Origin of the sequence: Leptospira abararensis (genome assembly GCF_016918735.1) — a bacterium.
In the GTDB taxonomy this organism is placed as follows: Bacteria; Spirochaetota; Leptospiria; order Leptospirales; family Leptospiraceae; genus Leptospira_A; species Leptospira_A abararensis.
The window spans coordinates 36,130-54,553 of the sequence record NZ_JAFFPR010000060.1; the positions used below are offsets into that span (position 1 = coordinate 36,130).

The window sequence follows — 18,424 nt, forward strand, 5'->3', positions numbered from 1 at the left end:
GATAAAGAGATTGCCTAAAAATAAAAAGTCCAAATTCTGAACGTATGGATTTTCTCTTATATTTGTATTGTCTGCTCTTTGGAATCATTCTGATCGCTCCTTTCCTATTATTTTATTATAGGTTCCGAATCGACGAATCACCCTTTGGGAAAGAAGAAGGAGCTTATCTCCGACCCATTAAAGAAAAGAAGAGTAACCTCCTCGACTCTCTCAAAGACATCCGATCTGATTTTGATTCCGGAAAATTAACAGAAGAAGAATTCCAAACACAGTCTCTACCCTATATAGAAGCCTTAGATTCTGTAGAAGCAGAACTCAGAGAAAAAAAGGCAAATGTTGCGATCCTTCCTTCTCCAAAAATTAACGAAAATTGGACATGTGCCAACTGTGGTTCGTTTGTTGCTGTTCCTAATGCAAAGTTTTGTCCGAATTGTGGAACAGGTCGTCTTGCTTAAACTTTAGTGTTTGTTTAAGTAGAACTCGAAAACTGCATATCATACAAACGTTTGTATTTAGAGTTTTGATTTTTTAATAAATCTGTGTGGCTTCCGCTTTCTACAATTTCGCCATTTTCTAAATAATATATTGTATCAGCAATTTTTACCGTGGATAAACGGTGAGCGATAATAATTACAGTTTTGTTTTCATACAAACGAACAAACGCTTGTTGGATGAGTCTTTCCGACTCTGTATCCAAAGCAGATGTGGCTTCATCCAAAATCAATACTTCTGGATTTGCAAGCAGTGTCCGAGCAATAGAGATTCTTTGCCTTTGTCCACCGGACAACATCACACCACGTTCACCAACAATGGTATCATAACCTTCTTCAAAACTTTCAATGAACTCAGAAGCAAATGCGTCTTCGGCAGCACGTCGAATTTCTTCTTCGGATGCGTCTGGCCTTCCAAAAGCAATGTTTTCACGAACAGAACCATTAAATAAAAAAATATTTTGAGAAACAACACCAATTCGTTTCCGTAGGTTATCCAAACTCAAATCTTTTGCATTCACATCATCCCAAAAAATTCCACCTTCACTTGGATCAATAAGCCTAGGCAAAAGGTCAACTAACGTTGATTTACCGGCACCAGAAGACCCAACGATAGCAATGGTACCGCCACGAGGTAATGTCAGATTAATATTTTTCAGTGCATAAATATCCGTATTGGGATAAACATAGGATACATTTTTATAATCAATCGATTTGGAAAGTTGGCCGAGTGGACTTGGGGTTTTTGGTTCCTTAATATCTACATCTCTACCTAAAATTTCGAAGACACGATCACTAGCAATCACAGAGGCTTGGATTAAGTTCACCAAAATACTCATCTGTTTTAATGGACGCATAAGAAAAATTAAGGTAAGAAAAAAAGCAATAAACATTCCTTTGGAAAAACTAGCATCTTCTAACAAATAAGCACCAATTCCCAAAAATACCATGGTCACAACCGAACCAGATAACTCAGTTAATGCGGGACCAATTTGGTGATAAAAATGTGTTTTGAAAGTTTTATCGGAAAGGTTTTGGTTTACTTTAAAAAAACGATCTGCTTCTTTGTCTTCCATCGAAAAAGCTCTGATGACCCGAATTCCTGAAATCACTTCCTGAAGATCACCATTCAATTCAGACAATTGTTCTTGTTGGTTTTTGGTGGTTCGCCTGATTCGATCGGCAAATGTACTCACTGGCCCCACAATTAAAGGAATTACAATAAATAATAAAAAGAATAACTTCCAACTTAACACGAGTAAGATGATTAAATGTGTGACGATATAAAAAAAATCGTTAATTGCATCTTTTAGGTCATTCGAAACTACTTTTCCGACAATATCGACATCGTTGATCACCCGACTCATGAGAACCCCGGTCTTCTCACGATAAAACTCATTTAATGGCAAAACTTGGAGTTTTTTATAGAGCGCTTGCCTGAGGTCACTGACGGCAAGAAGTCCAGCCGAATTGACAAAGTAGACAGTACCGGCTAGGCAAATGAGTTTTAAAAAGTAGATAGGAAGGATGATGAGACAAAACAGATACACCAAGTCGTCTGGTTTTTTATCTGCAAGTTCCTCGTTTGTATTTTGTTTGAGATTGGCAAATTGCCATTCCCAATAAGTCAGTCCTTCTAGATGGTCAGGTCTTTTGTGTTCTGACAGTAATGTTTGGTCTTTTTTTGTTAGAGCAATTTGGAACTTGTAATTTTCGCCAGTCCCCAAAGAATCAAAGATAGGAATGAGAGACGTGAGGGATGCCCCATTGAAAATGGAAACAAATATAGACAAGAAAACACCGAGACTAAGTCTGTATTTGTATTTTGTCAAGTATGGCCAGAGTTTTCGGTAAATCTTCACGTATGAGAACCTTATCCCTTGTTTTCTTTCTCTTGTCCCTCACTTTTTGCCGAGAGGAAACTCCCGAATTTGACTTAAAAATTGCGCTCCCTTCCGATCCTGCGCATTTGGATCCGCTATTCATTACCGATTTGTCCGGCCAAAAATTGGCAAAATTTCTTCACCAAGGCCTATTTTTCCAAGATTCGCAAGGGTTCCATTCCACTTGGATTTTCTCTTACAAAAAAATTCCGCATCCAAAAAAGGAACTTTGGTTATTCCAACTGAATTCCTCGGCTCCTTCGGTTCAAGATATAGAATACAGTTTATCTCGTTTGCTCTTCGAAACTTATCCTAGAAAAGGAGACTATCAATTTTTACTTGGGGTTCGTTCTATATCGGAAACTCAATTAGAGTTAGAATTTAAAGAAGCCACGAGGGAAACGGAATGGAAAGAGAAACTTAGTTTACCGTTTGCCTCCATCATTGGGAAAGAAGAATGGAAAAAGGATCTCTTAAAGTCTTATGGAAAATACAGTCTAGTCTCTTGGAAAAAAAATGAATATATAGACTTAAACTTCCAAGGCGAAGTGGATCCGAACTTTCCTAAAAAAATCCGTTTTCTCATTTTACCTCAATCTTCGACTTCTCTATTTTTATATCGCAAACATCAGTTAGACGCTTTTAAGCTGACAGACTTTCTTCTTTCTTTGCCAGAAGCAAATTCAGAACTTACCCTCACAAAAAAAGGAAGGTCTGTTCAATATGTGGCGATCAATCAAAACAATCCTTGTTTCGACAAACACTTTCGAAGAGCACTCAATCTTTCAATCCCGCGTAATTTGATCATTCAAAAATTATTAGAAAATCATGCAGACCTCACCTACGGACCTATTCCTTTAAATTATATGGAAAAAATGTCCAATGGAGAAAATAGAAATGGGGAAGTATACAACAAACCATTAGCAATTGATGAGTTAAAACAGTCCACTTGTTACCCAAAAATCTTAACTACTAGTTTGGAATTCCGCATGCGAGGTGATGATGAAAACCAAGCTAAAGGCCGGGCCATAAAACAAGCATTAGAAGATATTGGGCTTACTGTTAAACTTAGGCCAATGGAAAAAGCGCCTTTATATAAAGAGAATGGAGAAGGAAAAGGAGATCTAACCCTTCTCACTTGGTATTCTGATTTTGATTCTGTTTGGAATTTTTTAGACCCACTCTTCCATCCCGAAAAAGTAGGCAATGGGGGAAATCGTTCTTTTTATAGAAATACGGAAGTAGGCAAACTTCTAGACAAACCCTTCAAAAATGAAAAACATGCCTTTCAAATCATTGAGAGAGTCAGAGAAGATAAACCCTGGATTTTTCTTTGGTCCATCCAGGAGAATTATTTGGTTTCTAAGGAGTTTCTTCGTTATAACGCGCTCGCCGATTTTCTATAAGCGGTGGCTCTAATTCCACAGAGTCTACTGCTGTTGGTTGGATCCGACTTCCTTGTGCATCATAAGTAGAAATTTCGGAATCATCATCAATCAGCTCCGGCCGCAGATTTGTGTTTTGCGTAGGGGATTCTTGTTTTACAAAGCCTGCACGTTTGGGTGGTAAGTCCCCAATATAGTAATACTGAGCATACAGTGGCACCTTACAGATGTAATCGGGTGTAGTTTCCATAATGGTTCCATCATCAGCACAAACATCCACCTTTACAAAATCTCCCACAAAATTAGAAATCAACTGATTCCCCATTCCTAGTTTTGATTTTACATTTTGTGTGTATCTGTACCAAATCCCACCAGATACTCCAGATCCCGAACCAGGAAAAGGTGCCCCTTCGTCATGGCCCACCCAAACTACTGTTACGTTTCTTGGAGTGAGCCCCGCAAACCAAACATCGCGAACACCCTTGAGGCCTTTCCATCTTGACGCTTTTAATTTAGGAGATTGAACTGTGCCCGTTTTTCCAGCATACAGAAATGGTTCGCCTTCCTTCTTCTTTAGAGTCATCGTTCCTTCTTCTGTAAGAACAGACTGTAAGGTATTGATGGCCATAGCACAGGCAACGGGATTTAATATTTGTTCGGCGGCCTCATTGGCGACAGTGTTATAAAATTCGTTCCCATCCAAATCGGTAATTTTGATTATCTTTCTTGGAGTCACTCGCCTTCCCCCATTCATTAGGGTAGCATAAATGACAGAAAGTTCCATAGGGCTTAGTTCCCCTGACCCAAGAGCTAAAGATAAATTTCTTTGGAATCGGATCTCTGCTTCTTCTTCGGGAATCGAAAGGATGGCACTTAATTTTTGGATAAAGTAGGAAATTCCGATTTCATGTAATAACTTTACAGAGACAGTATTCACTGACTGGGCAAGAGCTTGCCGAACTGTGATGTCACCCTTATAACCCTTATACCAGTTTTTGGGTGAATAACCAGAGATGTCTAATTTTTCGTCTTTGATTTTGGATGATGGGTTTACGATCCGCTTTTCAAATGCAAGAGCATAAACAAGAGCTTTGATCGTCGATCCTGGTTGGCGTCTGGCATCTTCTGCACGATTGAACCGAAATACATTGGATATTTTGTATCCACCCACCATGGCTTCGATATCTCCTGTTTCGGGATCTAAAGATATCATAGACCCACTAAGCTGTGGTAAAATGGCACGAGTGACTTCTGCCAAATCCGCCTTACCTTTGTTTTGGTATTCGGCTTCTTGTTTTGTTAGATCGGCTCTAACAGAATCAACACCCACACGTAACGCCTCTTCGGCGAGTCTTTGTTTTTCTAAATCCAAAGTAGTGTAAACGAGTAAACCCCTTTCTTCTAAATCTTCATTAGAAAATCGTTCCAAAATGAATCTTCGAATTTCCGAATTAAAATCAGGAGCTAAATTGACTCGGAAATCCTTATCGGCTCCATATTTTCCAATTTCGCTTGAGTATTTTGGATTTCCTTCTTCATCTTTTGTTTCTTTAATTTTATAAATAGTTCGGAATTTTTTTAAGCCCAGTTCGATCGAATCAGAAAACTTATGTGGAATTTCTTTCTTTGAAGGATGCAGTTCGGGATTTCTTGCCATGTCATATAACACACGTTTTTGCCTAGAAAGAGAAATCCCTAAATTGCGAACTGGATTATAAACGCTCGGAGCCGGAATGATTCCTACGAGAAGGGCTGCTTCCTCTGGACTAAGCTCTGAAGCAGGTTTACGAAAATAATATCTGGCGGCCTCTTCTACACCCGTGTTCCCTTCACCGAGAAAAATTTGGTTTAAATACATAGCCAAAATTTCTTCTTTCGAGTATTGGCTTTCTATATAAAAAGTACAATAGAGTTCTGTTAGTTTATTGAATAAATTACGTTTTCCTAAATTTAAAGTTAGTTTCGCTAACTGCTGTGAGATAGTAGACCCACCTTGAGACAAACGAAATTGAATTAAATTAGTCACAACCGCACGACCAATAGCAGTGTAATTCAATCCTGAATGGGAAAAAAACTCACGATCTTCAGAAGATAATACGGCCCAAACGATGACATTGTGTTTTGCTAAATTATCTGTGCGTATGGGTCTAAAGTTTCTGCGATAGAACTCACCCATCACTTTTCCACTGCGATCTAAGATTTTTACTGACTTAGGTTGAAAACTATCATAAAAGTTTGATACTTCTGATCGGTATTTTTCGAGCGATTTATGCACTCGAGCTTCCTCTCCTGACCAAACCACATATGCTCCACCCAAAAAGAAAAAAGACAAAAAGATTCCAAGGATCACTCCCAGTGTGAAGAGCTGAACACGCCGAATCCAAAAAAAACGAAGAAGATCCGTTAGGTGGCCATACAACACTTCTAGGATGAGGAAAAAGGAATTGGTCTGGTTGTTCATTTTTTCTTACCTTTGGATTTCGGGAAAACGAGTTTTTCCACTTCTTCGAAACGAGTGACTGGATAAAAAGTGACCCCGCGTTTTACGTAATCGGGAATTTCTTGGAATGCCTTTTCATTGTCTTTAGGGAAAATGATTTTTTTCACCCCCACTCGTTTTGCGGCTACGATTTTTTCCCTGAGTCCACCTATAGCAAGGACTTCACCAGTTAACGTAAGTTCACCGGTCATACCAAAACCTGGAGCAATCACTTGATCGGTTACAAGAGACAAAATAGCTGTAGCCATCGTAATTCCCGCACTTGGGCCATCTTTGGGTGTGGCACCGTCGGGAACGTGTAAGTGGATGGCTTTCTTTTCAAACAAAACATCGTTGTTAATATAATTTTTAACAAAGGAGAGGGCAATGTTTGCGGACTCTTCCATCATCTTTCCCATTTGTCCCGTAAGAGTGAGCCCACCTTTTCCTGGAATGAGGACTGCTTCGATAAGAAGGGTAGATCCTCCTGCATTGGTCCAAGCAAGACCGAGTGCAGTTCCTGGAACTTTAGGAATAGTCATTCGATCATCGACAAACGGAGGAGAACCTAAGTATTCCACCAAATCCTTTTCTCGGATTTCTTTAGAATACTTTTCCTTTAACACTTGTTTTAAGGCAATTTTTCGGACTAATTTATCGAATGTTTTTTCAAGGCCGCGTAAGCCCGACTCTCTTGAATATGAATTGATGAGAATTGTTACCGTTTCTTTTTTCATAGAAAAAGAATCTGGATTTAATCCATTTTTTTCAAAAATCTTTTTCCAAAGATACTTTTGGAAGATCTGCACTTTTTCTTCTGTGATGTATCCAGAAAGTTGGATCACTTCCATACGATCGAGTAACACACGCGGGATTGGTTCAAAAGTGTTAGCAGTAGCAATAAACAAAACATCCGACAAATCAAAAGGTAAGTCTAAATAGTGATCTCTAAAATTTGAATTCTGTTCTGGATCTAGAACTTCGAGGAGTGCCGCTTGCGGGTCGCCTTGGTAACCTTGCGACATCTTATCTATTTCATCCAAAAGAATCACCGTATCTCTTTCTTTAGTGATCTTCAAAGCACTGATGAGTTTTCCTGGCATGGCTCCAATATACGTTCTTCTATGGCCTTTGATTTCTGCTTCGTCCCTCACCCCACCTACAGAGAACCTGTAGAACTTTCGACCCAAAGCTTCTGCCACAGACTTGGCAATGGATGTTTTACCCACACCCGGTGGACCCACCAAACAAAGGATAGACCCTTTACTTTTCGGATTCAATTTATGAACAGCTAAAAACTCTAAAATTCGTTCCTTCACATCTTCTAGTTTATGGTGGTCACGATTCAGAATTTTTTTGGCATGAATTAGATTCACATCTTTTTCAGCCGGTTTTTCCCATGGCAGGGCATCCACTAAATCTAAATAATTTCTAATGACATTATAATCGCTGGAAATTGGATCTGAGTTTTTGAATTTATCAATTTCTCTATCTACTTCCACGATAATTTCATCACTTACTGGAACTGCTTTCAATCGTTCCAAAAGTTTTTCGTATTTGAGTTCTGTTTTATCTTCACCAGCACCTAACTCTTGCTGGATGGCCTTCAATTGTTCACGAAGGAAAAACTGACGTTGTTGGTTATCTATTTTATCATTAATTTGTTCTTGGATCTTTTTTTGGAGAACTACTAACTCGATTTCTTTTTTAAGAAACAATAATACCTTTTCTAATCGATCATTAATTTGGATGGCTTCAATGACAGATTGGTATTCCTCTTTTTCTAGGTTCAGAATGGAACAAACAAAATCAGCCATTTTTGCCGGTTCGTTTACATTCATCATCGTAAGTTTCATATCTTCTGTGAACAGAGGATTGTTTTGTGCTAGTTCCTTTGTCAGAATTAGCAAAGTTCTCATAAGAGCCTTAATATTATTTTTACTTGTACCTAGTTCTTCTTCTGGGTATCTTACATTGGCAACAAGAACTGGCTCTTTCGTATGGATGGAATGAATTTTGAATCTTTGGATGGTGTTTACTAAAATATTCATCCCTCCATCGGGTAAATTGATTCTTTTTAAGATACGAGCCACCACTCCAATCTGAAATATATTGTCTTCAGAAGGAAGGTCTGACTCATCTTCTTTTAAAAGAATCAGACCCAAAAACCCCGCACCTTTTGAGGACTCTTCAATGGATTGGATGAAACGACCCGGTGGTACGATTAAGGGAGTGATGATCCCTGGGAACACAGGCCGCACCTTAATCGGGAGAAGGAAAATTTGTTTCGGGAGAGAATCTTCCAATCTCGCCAATTTTGTTGGGTTTTCCCAAAATTCATTTGTTTCCAATCCGTATCCTACCTTATGATTCTATTTTATCGGGCCCAAGTGCTAACATTTTATCACGAAACATGGCAGCTTTTTCAAAATCCAAGTCGGATGCGTAACGTAACATTTCTCGTTTCAAAGCATCACGTAACTTGTCTTTGGTTTTGTATTTCTTCAAGGTAAATTCTTTTTCCATTTCCTTGAGAGCTTCTTCCTTACTATCTTCTTCCGCCATCTCTCGCGGTAAAATATCATGAATTTCCTTAATGATACTTTGAGGGGTGATTCCCATCTTCGTGTTGTGGGCTTCCTGGATTAGACGGCGTCGTTCGGTTTCACTGATTGCTTTTTTAATCGAATCAGTCATCCGGTCTGCATAAAGAATGGCCTTGCCGTTTACATTCCTTGCTGCACGCCCGATGGTTTGCACAAGTGATTTATAATTTCGAAGGAAACCTTCTTTATCCGCATCTAAAATGGCAACAAGAGAAACTTCTGGAATATCAAGTCCTTCTCTGAGCAAATTGATCCCTACAATACAATCATAAACTCCCTTACGTAAATCCCGAATGATTTCCGTTCTTTCGATGGTATCAATTTCGGAATGGAGGTAGGCAATCTTCAAACCCACTTCTTTATAATAATCCGTTAAGTCTTCTGACATTTTTTTTGTCAGAGTGGTGATGAGAATTCGCTCTTTTTGTTCTATGCGGAGCCGGATTTCGTTTAATAAGTCCTCAATTTGATTTGTGGTGGGACGAACTTCCACCACCGGATCAAGTAGTCCTGTGGGACGAATGATTTGTTCGATCACCGCCTCACTTTTGTTAATTTCATTTTGATCAGGTGTTGCCGACACATACAAAGTCATTGGAGTTAAAGTTTCAAATTCTTGAAAATTCAATGGCCTGTTATCGAGAGCACTCGGAAGTCTAAATCCAAAATCAACTAACGTAAGTTTTCTGGATCTATCTCCTGCATACATTCCCCCAATTTGTGGAAGTGTTACATGGGATTCGTCAATGATCAGTAAAAAATCCATATTTGGAAAATAGTCGAGTAAACAAGCAGGCCTTTCCCCCTCAGATCTTCCCGTTAGGTGGCGAGAATAATTTTCGATCCCACTACAATACCCAAGTTCCACAAGCATTTCCATATCATAATTGGTCCTGGATTCAATTCGTTCTGCTTCTAAATGTTTCCCTTGTTTTAGAAATTTTTCCTTCTGTTCTGCCATCTCATCTTTAATTTTTTCAATGGCATCTTTAATTTTAGGGCCAGAGGTAATGAAGTGTTTTGCAGGATATACAACCACTCGATCTAACTTTGTTTTTACTTTTCCTGTGAGTGGATCAATTTTAGAGAGTCCATCAATCTCATCTCCAAAAAGTTCGATCCGAATTCCTTCCTCTTGGTAAGAAGGCATAATCTCGATCGTATCCCCACGAACACGAAAATTTCCCCGACTAAAATCAATATCATTACGAGCATATTGGATATGGAGAAACTTTCGAATGATTTGATCCCGATCGATTTTATCTCCCACATGTAACATCACAACCGAATTCATATAATCTTCGGGAGAGCCCAAACCATAAATACAAGAAACGGAACTTACGATAATCACATCATCGCGTTCGAGTAAACTAGATGTGGCACGTAATCTAAGTTTGTCGATCTCCTCATTCATTGACATATCTTTTTCAATAAATGTATCGGAAGACGGTACATAAGCTTCGGGTTGGTAGTAATCGTAATAAGAAACGAAGTATTCTACAGCATTTTCTGGGAAAAACTCTTTAAACTCACGAAAGAGTTGAGCTGCGAGTGTTTTATTATGAGATAATATTAGAGTAGGTTTTTTGACTCTAGTAATAACCTCGGCCATGGTAAAGGTTTTTCCTGAACCCGTCACACCAACTAGAGTGATTTTATTTTTACCTTCACCGAAGGACTTCGCAATTTTTTCAATTGCTTCGACCTGGTCTCCGGCAGCCTTAAAAGGAGAAACCATTTTGAAATTTGCCATAGGAACCTATGTTAGTTTACGAGTTGCTTTCAGTATAGCTTGTTTTCGATTGTCGCTGATCTCTAAATCTACTGAATCGAAAAGTTTTTGCATGACCATCATACCACGCATGAGTGTTGCAGTGGAAGAAAACTTACCTCTCTGAATATCATCTTCTAGATTAAAGTCTTTTACGGTATTGATCATTTCTATGCTAAAGATTTTGTGTTTGTCGATTTGAAAATTTACTTCCACACCGCCACCGTCACCATACTTGGCTGCATTTTCCACAGCTTCAACAGTGGCAATACAAAGATCCATTCGCAACTCTTCTTGAATCCCATTGCGCTTTAGAAAATAATCAAGCCTGGCCCTAACATATTGCATAGGGTTGTAGGAAAGAGCACCCAAAATGACAAACTGTTCGGTTGTTCCCATCTTACGAATGATAGGAGAAGTATCGGGAAGTAAATATTCTCTCGGATCAATTGGGTTTGTAGTGATGATTCCGTCTTTGATTAAGTCTTCAAGGAGAGAAGTGATCCCTTCCAAAGTGGTATTGGGATGGTCCTTGAATTTTCTTTGGGTTTCCATAAACACCCAAGAGTAAAAATCGTTCACATTCCCCGAGAGGCCATTGGAGAACAAAGTTTTCACTTCTTTCTCTAACTCAGTTCTGGAGAGAGGGAACGGCATATATTCCCATTTCAATGGGAACGGAGGAGTTGTAAATTGTTTTATCCTTTAGGGATTAGTCCGTGTTTTCTCTTGGCGCAGTGCTTCATAAAGTACAATGGCAACTGCGTTGGAAAGATTGATGGATCGACTCACCTCTGCCATAGGTAGGGAAATAATATGTTCTGGAGGGCAGGACTTGTGGATTTCTTCCGGCAGACCCGAGGTTTCCCTCCCAAAAAGAAAGACATCATTCTTTTCAAACTCCACATCCCAGTACACTCTGATCCCAAACTTGGATACAAGGAAAATCCGACTCCCTTCTTCCTCTTTTTTTGACCGAAATTCTTCATAATCGGCAAACCTCCGAAGATCCAAATCCTTCCAATAATCCAGGCCAGCGCGCCGGACGGCCTTTTCTGAAAGGTCAAAGGACGGCTCCCCAACAATAGACAGAGGAACACCGACATTGACACAAAGCCTCGCGATGTTACCTGTGTTAGGTGGAATTTCGGGACGAAATAATGCGATTTCCAATTCGTGAATTACTTTTTATTCTTTTTTTCCAAAGATTTTTGAAGTGCCAACCCAAAACTAGAGACAGATCCAGAAGTTTCTTCTTTGGACATATACTCTTGGTATTCCATTCGATCCTTCGCTTCGGCTGCTTTGGAGATAGAAGCTGCAATTTGTCTTTTCTCAGGATTGATCTCCATAATGAAAACTTCTATCTTTTGTCCTGGGTTAAACACAGTATTCAAAGGTGTACGAGAAGGAACGCCGGTTTCTTTGTTTGGAACAAGACATGAAAAATCATCACCTAACCGAACAAAGAGGCCAAAGGGTTTGATCGATTCTAAAGTTCCCGTCACAATGTCGGATTCTTTAAAAGGAAGTTTTCCTGACCATGGGTCGGACAAAAAGTCTTTTACACTGAGAGAGATTTTGTTTGTAGACCAGTCAAGAGTGAGAATTTTAGCGCGAAGGGTTTCTCCCACACGAAATTCAGTGGTAAGGTCAGCATTTTTTTTGTAAGTGGCTTCGGACTGCGGAACCAAAGCATCAAACCCATCCATGTCCACAATGAGTCCAAATTTATGAATGCTTTTGACCGTACAGGAAACAAAAATTCCTACCTTCAACTCTTCACGTAACAGTTGCTTCTTGGTTTCTCGTTCTTTATCAGCAATTTTTTTCTGTGATAAAACAATTTTGTTTTGTTTTTTGCCAAGCTCTGAGATCACAAATTTAATTCGTTTTCCAGCGATGTTCGTTCCTTTTAAGGAACCATCCAATTGACTAAAGGGAACAAAGGCAGGGTGACTACCAAGTTTGACATCCCAACCGCCGCTTGCTTCCACGAGCATCTGGCCAAGCACAGGAATTTCATACTGCGCCGCCATCTCCATATGTTCTTCTGTTAGGTTGTCGCCAGAAAGACAGGTGGTAAAATAAAAATCTCCAGAGTTTTCTTTTAAAAAATAAACAACAAGAGTGTCGCCAACTTTAGGCAAAACTTCTTCTCTCCATTCTTCAATAGAGATGTTTCCTGTGATTTTATTTTCTACAGTGCGAATGAATACATAATCATTCTTAACAGCTGTTACTTTGGCTTCATGACGTGAGCCGGGTTCAATGGACTGTCTTTTTTTAAAACTTTCTTCTAATAAACGTTCAAATTCTGAGGATGGGCCTTTCATTTTGTGGTTCCTTCCTTGGTGGGTTTTGGGGTATAAACCAATTTTCCTCCTAATACCATGGATTCAATTGGAAATATTCCGGAAGCACGTTTCAAAGGATTTTCGTCATGTACGGAAAAATGAGCGGGGCCACCGATCCGAATCTTTCCTTCGTGGTCAGCAGCGATAAAGGAACAAGTCCTTAGGGTCAAAGTTTGGATGATTTCTCTTCGGATTTGCGGTAAGGTTTCGGGGTCCGCATTGGTCGAAAGTAACCCAGGAGAAAAGGATCCAAAAAGCGAAGCCCAAAATCCAGGACGGCCGGAAGGAGATTCTACTTTCCTCTCCATTGGTTTTGCCAAAAGTGCCTCCCAAAGTCGCACTTCGACTATGGCAGCTTGTCCAGGAAATAGTCCCCAGTGCCCAGCTCCACTGGCGAAAAGGAGATTCCTTCTCGCCTCAGCTTCTCTTTGGAACGTGGCCTCGTACTCCGAAAAAGAACTTTCTTTCGGAGCGATTTCCTCCTCTGCCGGTTCGGATTCCGTGGAAAGCAAATCCTTCCAACGAGCTCCAAAAACAGAATGGAGGTTTGCCCAAATTTGGATTTCCGTTTTCCAAAGCTCTGGGTTCGTTTTTAAATTTTGCAGATACAAAACGGAAAGCATGGGCGCCCATAAAAAGTCTCGTTTTTGAGCACGGTAGAGATTGGTTCCCTCGGGCATGGGATGAAAAATGACAGGAAATCCGGTATCCAAAGCATCTTCCCAACTGGTTTTGTCAGCAAAGGTATAAGCCAACGGAAGGTAACCTTTCTCTTCCCCTTCCCGCCGTTTGGCATAGAGTTCTGTTTGTGAAAACCCTCTGTTTTCCACTTCCTTTAAGAAAATGGGGAGGTGGCGGTTCCGTTTGGTGTCGGCGGTGAGACCAAGACCCGAAACATAATTGGCCCCTTCTCCCAGAGAAAGTTCCGAATAGAGGGCCGGTTTTTGTCCTTGGGTAAGGATGGGAGAAAACCATTTTGATTTGATGATTTCATTTTGCACGTTTGATAGATTGGGATCAGCTACAGATTCTACATGGCTAAATCCGGCCGCCAAATACCCAGAAAGATACGTAGGAAGATCTTCTCGGCTTGTTTTTCCCCCGCGAGCATTCGATCCCAAGGTGACTGAGGCATCACAAAATCCAGGCAATAAGTACTTAGGATGTACAATAGGTGTTCCTTCTTTTAAGGAAATGATTTTTCCCTGGACCACTTCTAAGTCGATAAATCCACCAAAATTAGCTTTTTCACTGTTCCAGATCCGAACTGATTTCATTTTCAAATTTTGCGGCAAAAGGTTGGTGGGGGCAATAGCCGATAAAAATAAGGAGAGGAATAGAAGCCTGCGGTTTTTCATACTAGCGGTCTTAGTTACCTTGACAGTAAGGACTAGAATGGAAAAGATTTCGGGTATGGGAAAGGAAACAAGCGAGATTTCTGATCACATCAAATTACACATCGAAAATGGGAAAATTCTCTCGCTAAAGACTCACCGGGTCTCCAAATCCGTTGAGGAACACATCAAAGAAGCCGTAGGCCTCATCTTGGATCGTCTGACTTACCCCACTCTTGTCCCCACTCTTTATACCATCATCAAAGAACTGGCCATCAATGCCTGCAAAGCCAACCAAAAACGTGTTTTTTTTGAAGAACGTGGGTACAGTATGCTAAACCCATCGCAATATGCAAGGGGAGTGAGAGAGTATCGTGAAATGTTTTCAGAAGAGATGTCCAACGAATTTGGAATCAAAGCCAAAAAGAAAGGATACTATTGTTTAATTAACTTCAAATTCAACGACGATGGAATCACCATCGAAGTCATCAACAACACACCCATTGCTAAAGAAGAAGAAAAAGCAATCCGAGAACGTTTGGAGAAAGGAATGGTGTATGACGACATCGCTCAGTTCTACATGGACAATGCTGATACCACGGAAGGTGCCGGCCTTGGCCTTGCTCTCATTCTGATTATGCTCAAAGGGGAAGGTATTGATCCCAATTTCTTTCGTATCATTATCGGAGAAGATTCCACCATCGCAAGGTTGGAAATTCCACTCTCCGATAAGTTTATCTCCGTCCGCGATCCCAATCAAATTTAAATATGCCCCTTCCTTTATCCTGCGCCATCATTACCCTCAACGAAGAGGATAATATCTCTCGCACCCTAGAAGCCCTTTCCTTTATAGAAGATATTGTGGTGATCGATTCTGGTTCCATAGATAAAACAGTAACAATTGCAAAATCATTTGGTGCCCGTGTTTTTTATCGTAAGTTTGTAAACTACGCGGATCAAAAAAACTTTGCGATCGAACAAACCAAATTTGATTGGGTTCTTGCCATTGATGCCGACGAAGTCGTATCGGACGGTTTACAAACAGAAATTACGGATTTATTTAACAACCACAAACTAGAGTCTGTAGGTTACCTTGTTCCACGTTTGACTTATTATTTAGGAAAATGGATTCGTTTTGGTGGATACTATCCTAACTACCAAATCCGATTGTTCAAAAAAACTGCTGGCGAATTTAGCGGCGGTTTGGTGCACGAAAGAGTAAAACTCATCGGAAAACCAATCAAACTAAAAAACCCACTCTACCACTACTCTTATAAAAATATTTCCGATCATCTACAATTCATTGATCGTTATTCGAGTTTGTTTGCAGAAGAAGAGTTTAGAAAAGGAAAATCCAGTTCTGTATTTTGGGCTTTTTTAAAAGCGTGTTTTAAAGGATTTTATATGTACTGGATTCGGTTGGGAATCCTAGATGGGAAACAAGGTTTTGTTCTGGCCCTTCTAGGGTTTTATTATAATTTTCTTAAATATTTAAAGTTATATGAAAAATCGAAATCAATCTCTTCTTTCTTTGTTATGGTTGATTCGGTTCATGATGTAAAGAGCAGTAAATCCACCAAGAAAGATGGCAACCAAGTTCACGTTGGATAACTGAGTCGATCCAATTTTTGGTGACATGAGCCACATAATGATATCACGAATGTAAGTTTGAAAGGTGGCAAACACGATGAGTGCGCCAATCCCCGCAACAAAAGTGGATCCCCAAAATTTTCCTAGTAAGTCTTTACGTTTATAATAATAAAAATAATAGGCACAGGCTGCGGATGCGAGAAAAAAGAATAAAATATCTACTAGAATTGTCCATGGTTCCGATGGTGCGGCAAGCGGTAATGAAATCATTGTTCTTGTACCTGTCTATTACCTATTTTCGGTAAGCCATTGTTTAGTCCATAAGATAAAAAAAGAGGTTTTCCTTGTATTCAAAACATACCGAAATATTTGGAATCTTGGGATATCCCTTAGGCCATACCCTGTCCCCTTGGATTCATAATACATTATTCCAACTCTCTGGATATGATGGAGTGTATCTAGTATTTGAAAACGAGAGATGGAAAGAGATCGGACTTCGGCCATTGATTGATTTAGGTGTGAAGGGTGTATCTGTTACCATTCCGTATAAAGAATGGGCCTATGGGCAAACAAACGATGTTTGTACCACCTCCAAAACCATGGGAGCCTCCAACACCTTACTCCTCCGAGACGGAATCCAAGCGGTAAACACAGATGGCACGGGTGCTATCCTATCCATCACCAAATCGAATCCAAAACTTTTAGATCCAAATATCGAAAAAGAAATTTTAATCCTCGGGAGTGGTGGGAGTGCCAAAGGGATTGTTTTTGCCATAGCGGAGAGCCTTAAAAATAACGCTCGTGACAAAAAGATCCAAAGAAAAATCAAACTTCTCGCAAGAAATACAACCACGTCGAAGGAAATCCAAACATCTCTCGGAAATCCTGAATGGCTTTCCCTCACTTCAAAAGAAGAATGCCAAAAAGAAAAAGACCAGTATGATTTAATCATCCACACAACCCCCGTAGGTATGAAGGGATACGGCGGAGAATCCTTACTCGATTCAAAATTTTTCACCAAAAAACACACGTTATTCGATATTGTTTATAATCCTCTGGAAACTGATTTAGTAAAACAGGCAAAGAAAAAAAAAGCAGAAATCATTCCAGGATATCATATGTTACTCTACCAAGGCATCCGACAATTTGAGCTATTTACGAATTCGAAAGTAAAAGCCAAATGGATAGATAAAGTAGAATCCTTACTTTTAAAACAACTAAAGAGTAGATCTTAAGTTTTATAAGTATAAATTAAAATCGTTTGATCCAATAAAGAAAACAATGCAGTTTTTAGATTTTTTATATAGCCTACAAAATATTGAAAAAACAAGAAACTTCAATGTCTTCAAAGAATATACCTTAGATGGGTTATCTGAACTTTTCCAATATGTAATCTCCAAACACAAGGTCCAGAAACCCATTCGAATTAGTGTTGTAGGAACCAATGCGAAAGGCTCCACCTCACATTACTTAGCCTCTCTGCTTTCGAAGTTAGGATACAAAACAGGACTTTATACTTCCCCGCACCTCCTCACTCCCTTGGAACGGTTCCAAGTTTTTGAAAAAGGCAAAGTACATCTTCCCAAAGAAGAGGAAGTGGAAGATTTCTTTAGAAAAACCATCCTTCCCGATCTCCACCGATTTTCCAAGCTCTCCTATTTTGAATTCCTAACCATTTTTTCGTATCTTTTCTTTTCTTCCCAAAAGACAGAATTTGAAATCTGGGAAGCAGGACTTGGGGGAAGACTCGATGCCACAAAACTTGTACAAGCCGATTATGTTATGATAACAAAAATAGGGATAGACCATTCGGAAATCCTGGGAGATACGAAAGAAAAAATTTGCAAAGAAAAACTCGGAATTCTAACGAATGTTTGCCGAAAACTTGTGGCAATGGATCCGGAGGACTCCTCGCTACGGGCCGTCCTCCAAAATTTTCCGAAAAATCAAACCCATGTTCATATCCTCCCTCTAGAACCAAAACCAAGCTATTTAGAAACTAACTTTCTTTTTGCAAAGGAAGCACTCACAGAGGTTCTTCCTGAAAAGATAGACGAGATCCAATCCATTTTGTGGGAAACCACCGAACGGCCACGCGGAAGGATGGAAGTCCTAAAATCCTCTCCTGAAATTGTCTTTGATCCTGCGCACAATCCAGAAGCGATCGCCACCACAACCACCGAGTTCGGAAGGTCCCATTCCTCCTTTTCTCTGGTTTTGGGGAGTCTCCCCGATAAAGACAGGGAAGGGATTCTAAAGGAACTGTTGGCCCTCCCCCTCTCATCCCTCTATCTTTGGGAAGGACCGGGATTTGGAGTCTTTCCGGAGCTTCCCGAGCCTTTAAGACCCATCACCCAAAGAGTGCAAAACGAAGAAGAACTCGTGCCCATATTCCAAGGCAGATTTCCGATATTGGTGTTAGGAAGTTTTCGCCTCTATGGAATTGTGGCAAAATTAATACAAAATACAACAAACATGTAAAATTGGACTTTACAAATGAATCCTGAACGACATTGTTCTTTTAGGAA

At 39.8% G+C, this 18,424-nt stretch carries 15 protein-coding genes; 6 read left to right on the plus strand and 9 right to left on the minus strand.

Going from position 1 to position 18,424, the window contains the following annotated elements; translation table 11 throughout:
- Positions 1-44: 44 nt before the first annotated feature.
- The gene (locus JWG40_RS17450; protein WP_205287052.1) at positions 45-455 is read left to right on the plus strand and encodes a zinc ribbon domain-containing protein; all 411 of its coding nucleotides are present in this window, start codon (positions 45-47) and stop codon (positions 453-455) included.
- Positions 456-469: 14 nt separating this feature from the next.
- Here JWG40_RS17450 and JWG40_RS17455 read toward each other — a convergent pair whose 3' ends face one another.
- Complete coding sequence (locus JWG40_RS17455; RefSeq protein ID WP_205287053.1) at positions 470-2,353, minus strand: ABC transporter ATP-binding protein; 1,884 nt, start codon at positions 2,351-2,353, stop codon at positions 470-472.
- A 2-nt stretch (positions 2,354-2,355) separates the two neighbouring features.
- Between JWG40_RS17455 and JWG40_RS17460 the strand changes: the two genes are divergently transcribed.
- Positions 2,356-3,780, plus strand: a complete 1,425-nt coding sequence (locus JWG40_RS17460) for an ABC transporter substrate-binding protein (RefSeq protein ID WP_205287054.1) — start codon at positions 2,356-2,358, stop codon at positions 3,778-3,780.
- Here the strand turns inward: JWG40_RS17460 and JWG40_RS17465 are convergent.
- Genes JWG40_RS17465 through JWG40_RS17495 form a run of 7 tightly spaced genes read right to left on the minus strand, consistent with a single transcriptional unit; the run spans position 3,737 to position 14,330 of the window.
- Positions 3,737-6,220, minus strand: a complete 2,484-nt coding sequence (locus JWG40_RS17465; protein ID WP_205287055.1) for a transglycosylase domain-containing protein — start codon at positions 6,218-6,220, stop codon at positions 3,737-3,739. The two genes, JWG40_RS17460 and JWG40_RS17465, sit on opposite strands and share 44 nt — an antisense overlap.
- On the minus strand, positions 6,217-8,589 hold the full coding sequence (gene lon / locus JWG40_RS17470) for an endopeptidase La (RefSeq protein ID WP_205287056.1): 2,373 nt from the start codon (positions 8,587-8,589) through the stop codon (positions 6,217-6,219). The genes JWG40_RS17465 and lon overlap by 4 nt, the downstream gene beginning before the upstream one ends.
- 13 nt (positions 8,590-8,602) lie before the next feature.
- A complete protein-coding gene (gene uvrB, locus JWG40_RS17475) occupies positions 8,603-10,597 on the minus strand; it encodes an excinuclease ABC subunit UvrB (RefSeq protein WP_205287057.1) in 1,995 nt (664 codons plus the stop codon).
- 6 nt (positions 10,598-10,603) lie between these two features.
- Positions 10,604-11,272, minus strand: a complete 669-nt coding sequence (locus JWG40_RS17480) for an ATP-binding protein (RefSeq protein WP_205287058.1) — start codon at positions 11,270-11,272, stop codon at positions 10,604-10,606.
- A 48-nt stretch (positions 11,273-11,320) separates the two neighbouring features.
- On the minus strand, positions 11,321-11,788 hold the full coding sequence (locus tag JWG40_RS17485; RefSeq protein WP_205287059.1) for a tRNA (cytidine(34)-2'-O)-methyltransferase: 468 nt from the start codon (positions 11,786-11,788) through the stop codon (positions 11,321-11,323).
- Positions 11,789-11,796: 8 nt separating this feature from the next.
- The gene (locus JWG40_RS17490) at positions 11,797-12,951 is read right to left on the minus strand and encodes a S1 RNA-binding domain-containing protein (protein WP_205287060.1); all 1,155 of its coding nucleotides are present in this window, start codon (positions 12,949-12,951) and stop codon (positions 11,797-11,799) included.
- On the minus strand, positions 12,948-14,330 hold the full coding sequence (locus JWG40_RS17495) for a hypothetical protein (protein ID WP_205287061.1): 1,383 nt from the start codon (positions 14,328-14,330) through the stop codon (positions 12,948-12,950). Before JWG40_RS17495 ends, JWG40_RS17490 begins: the two co-directional genes overlap by 4 nt.
- 37 nt (positions 14,331-14,367) lie before the next feature.
- Here JWG40_RS17495 and JWG40_RS17500 point away from each other — a divergent pair, with 37 nt between their 5' ends.
- Both JWG40_RS17500 and JWG40_RS17505 read left to right on the plus strand, forming a co-directional pair.
- Positions 14,368-15,072, plus strand: coding sequence for a histidine kinase (locus JWG40_RS17500; RefSeq protein ID WP_205287062.1), 705 nt, complete (start codon positions 14,368-14,370; stop codon positions 15,070-15,072).
- Between the two features lie 2 nt (positions 15,073-15,074).
- Positions 15,075-15,917: a glycosyltransferase family 2 protein gene (locus JWG40_RS17505; protein ID WP_205287063.1), complete on the plus strand. Its 843-nt coding sequence runs from the start codon at positions 15,075-15,077 to the stop codon at positions 15,915-15,917.
- Here the strand turns inward: JWG40_RS17505 and JWG40_RS17510 are convergent.
- Positions 15,822-16,166 (minus strand): hypothetical protein, encoded by a 345-nt coding sequence (locus tag JWG40_RS17510; RefSeq protein ID WP_040917277.1) that lies wholly within the window; start codon positions 16,164-16,166, stop codon positions 15,822-15,824. The genes JWG40_RS17505 and JWG40_RS17510 overlap by 96 nt on opposite strands.
- Before the next feature lie 74 nt (positions 16,167-16,240).
- On the opposite strand from JWG40_RS17510, the gene JWG40_RS17515 reads away from it, so the two are divergent.
- Together JWG40_RS17515 and JWG40_RS17520 are read left to right on the plus strand one after the other, a co-directional pair.
- A complete protein-coding gene (locus JWG40_RS17515) occupies positions 16,241-17,131 on the plus strand; it encodes a shikimate dehydrogenase family protein (protein WP_205287064.1) in 891 nt (296 codons plus the stop codon).
- 46 nt (positions 17,132-17,177) lie between these two features.
- Positions 17,178-18,377 carry a Mur ligase family protein gene (locus JWG40_RS17520; protein ID WP_205287065.1) on the plus strand — a complete coding sequence of 400 codons (1,200 nt, stop codon included), beginning with the start codon at positions 17,178-17,180 and terminating at the stop codon, positions 18,375-18,377.
- Positions 18,378-18,424 lie beyond the last annotated feature (47 nt).

Coding starts and splice junctions, on each gene's coding strand:
- JWG40_RS17500 (WP_205287062.1), top strand. CDS start 14,368: ATGGAAAAGATTTCGGGTATGGGAAAGGAAACAAGCGAGATTTCTGAT.
- JWG40_RS17490 (WP_205287060.1), bottom strand. CDS start 12,951: ATGAAAGGCCCATCCTCAGAATTTGAACGTTTATTAGAAGAAAGTTTT.
- JWG40_RS17465 (WP_205287055.1), bottom strand. CDS start 6,220: ATGAACAACCAGACCAATTCCTTTTTCCTCATCCTAGAAGTGTTGTAT.
- JWG40_RS17520 (WP_205287065.1), top strand. CDS start 17,178: ATGCAGTTTTTAGATTTTTTATATAGCCTACAAAATATTGAAAAAACA.
- JWG40_RS17480 (WP_205287058.1), bottom strand. CDS start 11,272: ATGCCGTTCCCTCTCTCCAGAACTGAGTTAGAGAAAGAAGTGAAAACT.
- JWG40_RS17510 (WP_040917277.1), bottom strand. CDS start 16,166: ATGATTTCATTACCGCTTGCCGCACCATCGGAACCATGGACAATTCTA.
- JWG40_RS17505 (WP_205287063.1), top strand. CDS start 15,075: ATGCCCCTTCCTTTATCCTGCGCCATCATTACCCTCAACGAAGAGGAT.
- uvrB (WP_205287057.1), bottom strand. CDS start 10,597: ATGGCAAATTTCAAAATGGTTTCTCCTTTTAAGGCTGCCGGAGACCAG.
- JWG40_RS17450 (WP_205287052.1), top strand. CDS start 45: ATGGATTTTCTCTTATATTTGTATTGTCTGCTCTTTGGAATCATTCTG.
- JWG40_RS17495 (WP_205287061.1), bottom strand. CDS start 14,330: ATGAAAAACCGCAGGCTTCTATTCCTCTCCTTATTTTTATCGGCTATT.
- JWG40_RS17460 (WP_205287054.1), top strand. CDS start 2,356: ATGAGAACCTTATCCCTTGTTTTCTTTCTCTTGTCCCTCACTTTTTGC.